The following is a 7670-nucleotide window of genomic DNA, read 5'->3' as shown; positions in this document are numbered from 1 at the left end:
CTGACCGGGTTTCCCCGTCCCCTTTCACCCCGAGTCCCTTCCGGGTACGCGATCGGCCCGCGCGATCCCGGAGTCAACGCCCTGTGTTCCCGCCAATACGGAGCGCCGCCGCTTTCCGTACTCGATCGGACCCGCCCTCGACCCACGTTCTACTCAGGAGTAGCGGGGTCACAGTCAACCAGCCTGTCACATGGCTCGCAATCCCCTCAAAAGCAGAACTTGGCCCGTCCCATTGCTAACAGGAGTGACAAAACGGCCGGTCGGACGCGCGTATGCGGCGGGGCCCGACGCTCACCCGATGACAAAGGTTGGCAACCGAATCCGGTCAGTCCGATTACGCAGCGTGAATTGCGGGGCCCTACCTGGGCGGGTACTCGTGCACCACGACCGCCGCGGCCCGCACCGCCGGATGCCGCTGCAGTACCGCCTCGATCTCGCCCAGCTCCATCCGCACCCCGGCGATCTTGACCTGCCGGTCGACGCGCCCCAGGTACTGCAGGGTGGGCCGGTCCTCGCCGCCCGCGCCCGCCGGCAGCAGCTTCACCGCGTCGCCCGTCCGGTAGAGGCGCCCGGTCGGGGACGCGCCGAACGGGTCGCGGTAGAACGCCTCGCGGGTCCGCTCGTCGTTGCCGATGTAGCCGCGCCCGACGACCAGGCCGCCCACGAACAGCTCACCGGTCTCCCCCACGTCGCACGCCGTCCACGTGCCGTCGTCCTCCCCGCGGAGCACGTACAGGCGCGCGTTGACGATCGGAGTGCCGATCGGCAGGCGCAGAAGCTCCAGGTCACCGGACGTCACGGCGTGGTGGGTGACGTCGTCGGAGCACTCGGTCGGGCCGTAGGCGTTGAGGAGCCGGGCGTGCGGCATCGCCTCCAGCCAGCGGCGGGACAGCTCGACCGGCAGCTCCTCGCCGGTGGCGATCATCCATCTGAGGTGCGGCAAGGGCCGTTGCCGGGGGGCCTGGGGGGCCGTCCCCCCAGAATGAGCCGACCCCGGGGCGAGATCGTCCAGGAGGTGCCTGACCATGGTGGGGACGAGCTCGACGACCGTGATGCCCTGCTCGTCCACCGCGCGGGCGAACGCCTCCGGGTCGTGGCCCGTCCCGTCGCCGATGACGTCCACCCGGCCGCCGAGCAGCAGCGGGCTGAGCATCTGCCAGATCGAGATGTCGAAGCCGAGCGGTGCGGTGAACGCGAGGACGTCCGCGCCGGTCAGCTCCAGGTCGATGTTCTTCGCCCAGAGATGGTTGAGCATGCCGCGGTGCTCGACGACCGCGCCCTTGGGGCGGCCCGTCGAACCCGAGGTGAACAGCACGTACCGGGGCTGGTCGGGGGAGGTCAGCCGCGGCTCGCCCGTCCAGGGGGCGAGGCCCTCCGCCTCGGCGGCGCGCACGAGGCGGCAGCCGGCCTCGGCGGCGCCCTCCAGCAGGGCGGGGGCGGTCGCCCCGGCATCGACCGTGACCAGCACGGACGCTCCCGCCTGGTCGAGGACGTCGCGGACGCGCCCCGCCGGCCAGGTCTCGTCGGCCGGGACGTAGAGGGCGCCGACCAGCTCGATCGCGAGGAACGCGGCGATGACCGACGCGCACCGCTCGCCGCCGACGCCGACCACCGTGCCGGGCTCGACGCCCTCCCGTTCCAGGAGCGCGGCCAGGCGCCGGGCCTCGGCGGCCAGTTCCCCATAGGAGAGCGACCGGTACTCGTCGGTCACGGCGGGACGGTCCCGCTCGGCGGCGTACCGCTCCACGCGGGCGATGACGGGATCGGCCAGGTCGACGTCCTGCTCGCGCAGCATCCCGTGCCGCGCGGCCAGCTCGCGGGCCCGCCGGGCCTCTGCCGCGGACACGTCCAGGGCGGGCAGCCCGGCCAGGGGGAGCAGCCGGTCCACGGCGGGTCCGCGAGCGCTCATCATTACTCTCCGTGATGTAGAACTTCTCCGCTGTAACAGCAATACAAGCGGGCCATAGCTTATGTCCGGCGTCCGGCAGAAGCACCTCGCATTGTGCCCTACCGGCGGGTAATCGGGGGGTTGCGGCGGCAAGATGCGCGAAGGTACCGTGATGAGCCGCCATGGCTCTGGCGTGAAGCCCGCGGCGAACTTCGGGGGAAGATGAGGGAATTGCTTCTTCATTTCAGGGTGGCAGCGTGCCGATAATAACCTCGCCGCAGGATTTCAATGTCGACGACCTTTACGTCGATCTGCGGCATGTCATCGAGCGTCCGCTCTACCTCAAATGCGAGGGCTTCAATTTCGCCGGATCGGTGAAGCTGAAGGCGGCCGCGGCGATGGTGGAGGCGGCCGTCCGGGAGGGCGCGATCACCCCGGAATCGATCATCGTCGAGTCGTCGTCGGGCAACCTCGGGATCGCGCTCAGCCTGATCGCCGCGAGCCGCGGGCTGCGGTTCGTCTGCGTCACCGACCCGCGCTGCAACCCGGCGTCGATGCGGGTCATGCGGGCGCTCGGCGCGGAAGTGCGCGTCGTGTCCGGCACGGACGCCAACGGCGGCTACCTCGGGGGGCGCATCAGGTACGTCCAGGAGCTGTGCGCGGAGGACGCGCGGTACGTGTGGCTGAACCAGTACGCCAACCGGAACAACTGGCTGGCGCACTACAGCGGGACCGCTCCATCGATCGACCGCGAGTTCCCTGACCTGGAGGTCCTCTTCGTCGGCGCCGGGACGACCGGCACCCTGATGGGCTGCGCCCGCTACTTCCGGGAGCACCGGCGCCCGGTCACGATCGTGGCGGTGGACGCGGTCGGCTCGGTCACCTTCGGCGGCATCCCCGAGCGCCGGATGGTGCCCGGCCTCGGCACCAGCAGCAAGCCCGCGCTGGTGGACGAGGCCTACATCGACGACGTGGTGCACGTCCCGGAGACCGACACGATCCGGACCGTGCACGCGCTCGCCGCGCGGGGGTTCCTGTTCGGCGGCTCCACCGGCACCGTCGTGTCGGGCGCGTCCCGCTGGCTGGCGGAGAAGTACCCCGGCGAGGACCCGATCGCGGTGGCCATCGCCCCCGACCTCGGCGAACGGTACCTGGACTCCCTCTACGAGGAGAGCTGGGTGCGCGAGCACTTCGGCGACCTCGCCGCTATCCTCGGCGACTGATCATCTAGACGACACGGAGTTTCCATGACGCAGGCCCCCACGTTCGCCGTGATCTCCGGCGCGCAGGTCCACGACGCGGTCGCCGGGCGGGAGCGCGAGGTCACCCGGATGGTCGAGGCGGCCTACCGGCTGCACGGCGAGGGCCGGACCGTCAACCCCGACTCCTACTTCCTGCGGTTCCCCGACCGGCCGTCCGACCGGATCATCGCCCTGCCGGCGTCGGTGCGCGGCGACGTCGGCGTGCACGGCATCAAGTGGATCTCCAGCTTCCCCGGCAACGTCGCGAACGGCATCCCGCGCGCGTCGGCGGTGCTGATCCTCAACGACGCCGAGACCGGCTACCCGTTCGCGTGCCTGGAGAGCTCGATCATCTCCGCGGCGCGCACCGCGGCGTCCGCCGCCCTCGCCGCCGCCACCCTCGCCGATGCCCGCGGGTCCCGGCCGCGCCGCGTCGGCTTCGTCGGGGTCGGCCTGATCGCCCGTTACATCCACACGTACCTCGCGGGCAACGGCTTCACGTTCGACGAGTTCGGGATCCACGACCTCTCCCGCGAGCACGCCGAGGGCTTCCGGGGGTACCTGGAGCGGTCGGAGAAGGGCGGGATCACGATCCACGATTCGGCGGAGTCGCTGATCCGCTCGTCCGACCTGGTCGTCTTCGCGACCGTCGCCGGCGAGCCGCACGTGCACGACCCGGCCTGGTTCGCGCACGACCCGCTCGTCCTGCACGTGTCGCTCCGCGACCTCTCCCCCGAGATCATCCTGGCGTCCTGCAACATCGTGGACGACGTCGAGCACTGCATGAAGGCGAACACGTCCCCGCACCTGGCGGAGCAGCGGGTCGGCAACCGCGACTTCGTCGACGGGACGCTTGACGACGTCCTCACCGGGAAGACCACGCCGCCCGCCGGAAAGCCGGTGGTGTTCTCACCGTTCGGGCTGGGCGTCCTGGACCTGGCCGTGGCGAAGTATGTGTACGACCACGTGTCGTCGTCCGGCACGCTGAACACCGTCCCGGGCTTCTTCCACGAGATGAAGCGCTACGGCTGACGCCCGGTGGCGGCGAGGGACCCAAGGAGGGCCAGGGCCTCGCTGCTCGCCGACCCCGGCTCCGCGTGGTAGACGACGAGTTCCTTCCCGGGGCTCGACCGGACGTCGAACGTCTGCATGGTCAGCGTCAGCGGCCCGACCTCGCGGTGCCGGAACCGCTTGCGTTCGAGCGCCTTGCCGCGGGCGTCGTGCCGCGCCCACAGCTCGGCGAACTCGGGGCTGCGTTCGAGCATCTCGGCGAGGACTCGGCGGACCCGCGGGTCGTGGGGCGCCTCGCCGTGGCCCAGCCGGAAACCGGCCACGCTGTTGCGGGCGACCTCGTGCCAGTCCTGGTAGAACGTCCGGGCGGCCGGGTCGGTGAAGACCACGTGCATGAGGTTGCGCGAGTGCGCCCAGTCGTGGAACAGCGCGTCGGCGATCGCGTTCGACGCGAGCACGTCGTAGGCGCGGTTGTAGACGATCGCGGGGTTGTCCGGCCACGCGTCCATGAGCTGGAGCAGGCCCGGATCCACGTGGTCGCTGCCCGCGCCTGCGCGCGAGCGCGGGCTGAGCCCGGCCAGGCGGAACAGGTGCGAGCGGCCGTCCTCCGCCAGCCGGAGGGCGGCGGCCAGCGCGTCGATCACCTGCGCCGACGGGGCCCGCTCCCGGCCCTGTTCGAGGCGGACGTAGTAGTCGACGCTGACCCCGGCGAGCATCGCGACCTCCTCGCGCCGCAGCCCGGGGACCCTGCGGAACCCGGCGGCGGGAAGACCCACCTCGTCCGGTGTCACCTGGGCCCGCCGGGCGGAGAGGTAGGCGCCGAGTTCGGTGCGCGTCATGCCGCCATGGTAGGTCGCGGTGCGCCGGGGTTCCTGGGTGCGGCACTCCCAGGAACCCCGCGACCTGCCACATAGCCCGCGGACCGGCCACGGTGGTGGCCATGGCAACGAATTCATCGAAGGTCGTCCTGGTCACCGGCGCCAGCAGCGGTATCGGCGAGGCCGTCGCCGCCCGGCTCGTCAAGGAGGGCCACCGCGTGGTCGCGGGGGCGCGGCGGACCGACCGCCTCCAGGCGCTCGCGGACCGCTGCGGCGCCGGCCTGGACCCGGTGCGGCTGGACGTGACCGACCGCGCGGACGTCGCCGCGTTCGTCCAAGGCGCCCGCGACCGGCACGGGCGGGTGGACGTCCTGATCGGCAACGCCGGGGTCATGCCGCTGTCGCGGCTGGACTCCCTCCTCGTCGACGAGTGGGACCGGATGATCGATGTGAACGTCCGGGGCCTCCTGCACGGGATCGCCGCCGCCCTGCCCGTCTTCGCCGCACAGGGCGGCGGGCACTTCGTCACGGTCGCGAGCGTCGGCGCGCACGAGGTCGTCCCGACCGGCGCCGTCTACTGCGGCACCAAGTACGCCGCGTGGGCGATCACCGAGGGGCTGCGCCAGGAGTGCGACCCGTCGATCCGCGTCACGACCGTCTCGCCGGGCGTGGTCACGTCCGAACTCGCCGGCTCCATCACCGACCCCGGAGCCGCGGAGGCCATGCGCACCTTCCGGGCGAACGCCATCGCCCCGGACGCCATCGCCGAGGCGGTCTCCTACGCCCTCTCCCAGCCGGACGGCGTCGACGTCAACGAGATCGTCGTCCGCCCGTCCCGCCAACGACCGTGAAGGAACCCACCATGTCGCTCCCGTCCACCTGGGACCTCACCGGCCGCGTCGCCGTCGTCACCGGCGCCGCCCGCGGCATCGGCCGCGCCACGGCCCTGCTGCTCCGCGACCGCGGCGCCCGCCTGGTCGTCACCGACCGCTCCGACGCCGTCGAGGACCTCGCGTCCGACACCGTGGCGGCCCTGGTCGGCGACGTCGCCGACGAGGACCTCGCGCGCTCGACCGCGCGCCTCGCCCTCGACCGGTTCGGGCGCCTCGACATCCTGGTCAACAACGCCGGCCGCACCCTGAACAAGCCGATCACCGAGACCACGGTCGAGGACTTCGAGGACATCCTGCGCGTCAACGCGCGCGGCAACTTCGTCCAGGCCCGCGAGGCGTTCCGCGCCATGGAGGCCGGCGGCGGCGGCGCGATCGTGTCGATCGCGTCCGTCTCCTCGGTCGTGGCGTTCGAGACGCAGACGGCCTACGCCGCGTCCAAGGGCGCGCTGGCGCAGATGACGCGCGTGCTCGCCATCGAGGGCGGGCCGAAGGGGATCCGCTCCAACGCCGTCCTCCCCGGCGTGATCGACACCGACATCATGGAGGGCGTCGTCGAGAACGGCCGCGCGATGCTCGCCTCCTTCGGCCCGGCCCACCCGATCGGCCGCATCGGCCGCCCCGAGGAGGTCGCCGAGACCGTCGCCTTCCTGGCGTCGGACGCGTCGAGCTTCATCACCGGCGCCCTCGTCGCCGTGGACGGCGGCTGGACCGCGCAGTGATCAGAGGCCGATGGCGGCCTTCTCCCCCATGTAGGAGCCCGCGCCGGGAAACCCGGCGCGGGCCAGCTCCACGAACCGCTCGCCGAACCCGAGCCCCGGCAGATCCGCGAGAGCGACGAACGCCACGGCCCTGATCGGCCTGGTGTCAGTGCCCGCCACATCGCCAAGCACCCCGCCGACCCGCCGGGCCTCGAAGGTGATGTGCACGACGCCCGCCGGCACGTGGTCGCAGACGTAGAGCAGCCGCCCGACCTCGACCTCGGCGCCGGTCTCCTCCCTCATCTCCCGGACCAGCGCGCCGGCCAGGGTCTCCCCCGCCTCGACCTTCCCTCCGGGCAGCGACCACGACCGCCCGCCCCCGGTGTCCTGGTCGAGCAGCAGAACGTGCCCGTCCTCGATGACCACCCCGGTGACCCGAACGGACACTCAGGCCTCCGAGACGTGCTGGAGCAGGTCGAAGACGAACACCGCCTCCATCCGCCGCCCCCTGACTTCGAAGGGCACGACCTGGCAGATCGCATTGGGCATCCGGTTCACCCCCAAGCCGAAGAAGTCCCGCGCCTCGGACAGCAGGACGGCCCAGGGGCGCATCTCCTCCGGCGACCGCATCGGCGTCCCCGACCGCCGCACGAACTTCCGACCGATGATGTATCCGCCGACCTCGGTGTCGAGGGTCGTGTGCTCAAGCCAGAAATCGGGCCAGAGCGGAAGCGCGAACCGGTGCCGCGAGGACCCACCACTGACCGGATCACCCAGGATCGCCGCCAGATCGGCGATCTTCTGATCGCGCAGGCCCCGCCACCGTCCGGCCTCCTCCACCAGACCGGCCGGCGGATCGTCATACGGCGCCGGCGGCTCCAGCACGGCCCCCGGGGCCATGTCGCGCATGTCGTCCAGCAGCGACAGCTGGTAGCCCTCCCTGGTCAGCGTCCGCGGAGGCCGCGGCTCGGGGTCGGCGAACCGCTCGCACGACCAGCACCACCACGGCTCCGGCCCGCCCATGCACGACCCGGTGAAGTAGATCTCGCGACGCTCATGCCGCCGATACAGCTCGTCGCCCACGGGCATGCCGTACTCCACCGGGACCAACGCCCCACCAC

Annotated in this window: 8 protein-coding genes; 4 read left to right on the top strand and 4 right to left on the bottom strand. The window is 71.8% G+C overall.

Going from position 1 to position 7670, the window contains the following annotated elements:
- Nucleotides 1-358: 358 nt before the first annotated feature.
- The gene (locus BM339_RS08605; protein WP_075020624.1) at nucleotides 359-1909 is read right to left on the bottom strand and encodes an amino acid adenylation domain-containing protein; all 1551 of its coding nucleotides are present in this window, start codon (nucleotides 1907-1909) and stop codon (nucleotides 359-361) included.
- A gap of 236 nt (nucleotides 1910-2145) precedes the next feature.
- On the opposite strand from BM339_RS08605, the gene sbnA reads away from it, so the two are divergent.
- Together sbnA and sbnB are read left to right on the top strand one after the other, a co-directional pair.
- Complete coding sequence (gene sbnA / locus BM339_RS08600; RefSeq protein ID WP_021592612.1) at nucleotides 2146-3111, top strand: 2,3-diaminopropionate biosynthesis protein SbnA; 966 nt, start codon at nucleotides 2146-2148, stop codon at nucleotides 3109-3111.
- A gap of 24 nt (nucleotides 3112-3135) precedes the next feature.
- Nucleotides 3136-4161 (top strand): 2,3-diaminopropionate biosynthesis protein SbnB, encoded by a 1026-nt coding sequence (gene sbnB / locus BM339_RS08595; RefSeq protein WP_075020444.1) that lies wholly within the window; start codon nucleotides 3136-3138, stop codon nucleotides 4159-4161.
- Here sbnB and BM339_RS08590 read toward each other — a convergent pair.
- The gene (locus tag BM339_RS08590; protein ID WP_075020443.1) at nucleotides 4152-4979 is read right to left on the bottom strand and encodes a helix-turn-helix domain-containing protein; all 828 of its coding nucleotides are present in this window, start codon (nucleotides 4977-4979) and stop codon (nucleotides 4152-4154) included. The two genes, sbnB and BM339_RS08590, sit on opposite strands and share 10 nt — an antisense overlap.
- Nucleotides 4980-5080: 101 nt before the next feature.
- Here BM339_RS08590 and BM339_RS08585 point away from each other — a divergent pair, with 101 nt between their 5' ends.
- Both BM339_RS08585 and BM339_RS08580 read left to right on the top strand, forming a co-directional pair.
- Nucleotides 5081-5809, top strand: coding sequence for an SDR family oxidoreductase (locus tag BM339_RS08585; RefSeq protein ID WP_021592609.1), 729 nt, complete (start codon nucleotides 5081-5083; stop codon nucleotides 5807-5809).
- Nucleotides 5810-5820: 11 nt separating this feature from the next.
- Nucleotides 5821-6570, top strand: a complete 750-nt coding sequence (locus tag BM339_RS08580; protein WP_021592608.1) for an SDR family NAD(P)-dependent oxidoreductase — start codon at nucleotides 5821-5823, stop codon at nucleotides 6568-6570.
- Here the strand turns inward: BM339_RS08580 and BM339_RS08575 are convergent, their stop codons facing one another.
- Complete coding sequence (locus BM339_RS08575) at nucleotides 6571-6996, bottom strand: NUDIX domain-containing protein (RefSeq protein WP_021592607.1); 426 nt, start codon at nucleotides 6994-6996, stop codon at nucleotides 6571-6573. It lies immediately after the preceding gene.
- Nucleotides 6997-7638, bottom strand: a complete 642-nt coding sequence (locus tag BM339_RS08570) for a hypothetical protein (protein ID WP_143118313.1) — start codon at nucleotides 7636-7638, stop codon at nucleotides 6997-6999.
- Nucleotides 7639-7670: the final 32 nt, after the last annotated feature.

The sequence above is a fragment of the Actinomadura madurae genome, from assembly GCF_900115095.1.
Taxonomy (GTDB): domain Bacteria; phylum Actinomycetota; class Actinomycetes; order Streptosporangiales; family Streptosporangiaceae; genus Spirillospora; species Spirillospora madurae.
This window is presented reverse-complemented; position numbering and strand designations above follow the sequence as displayed.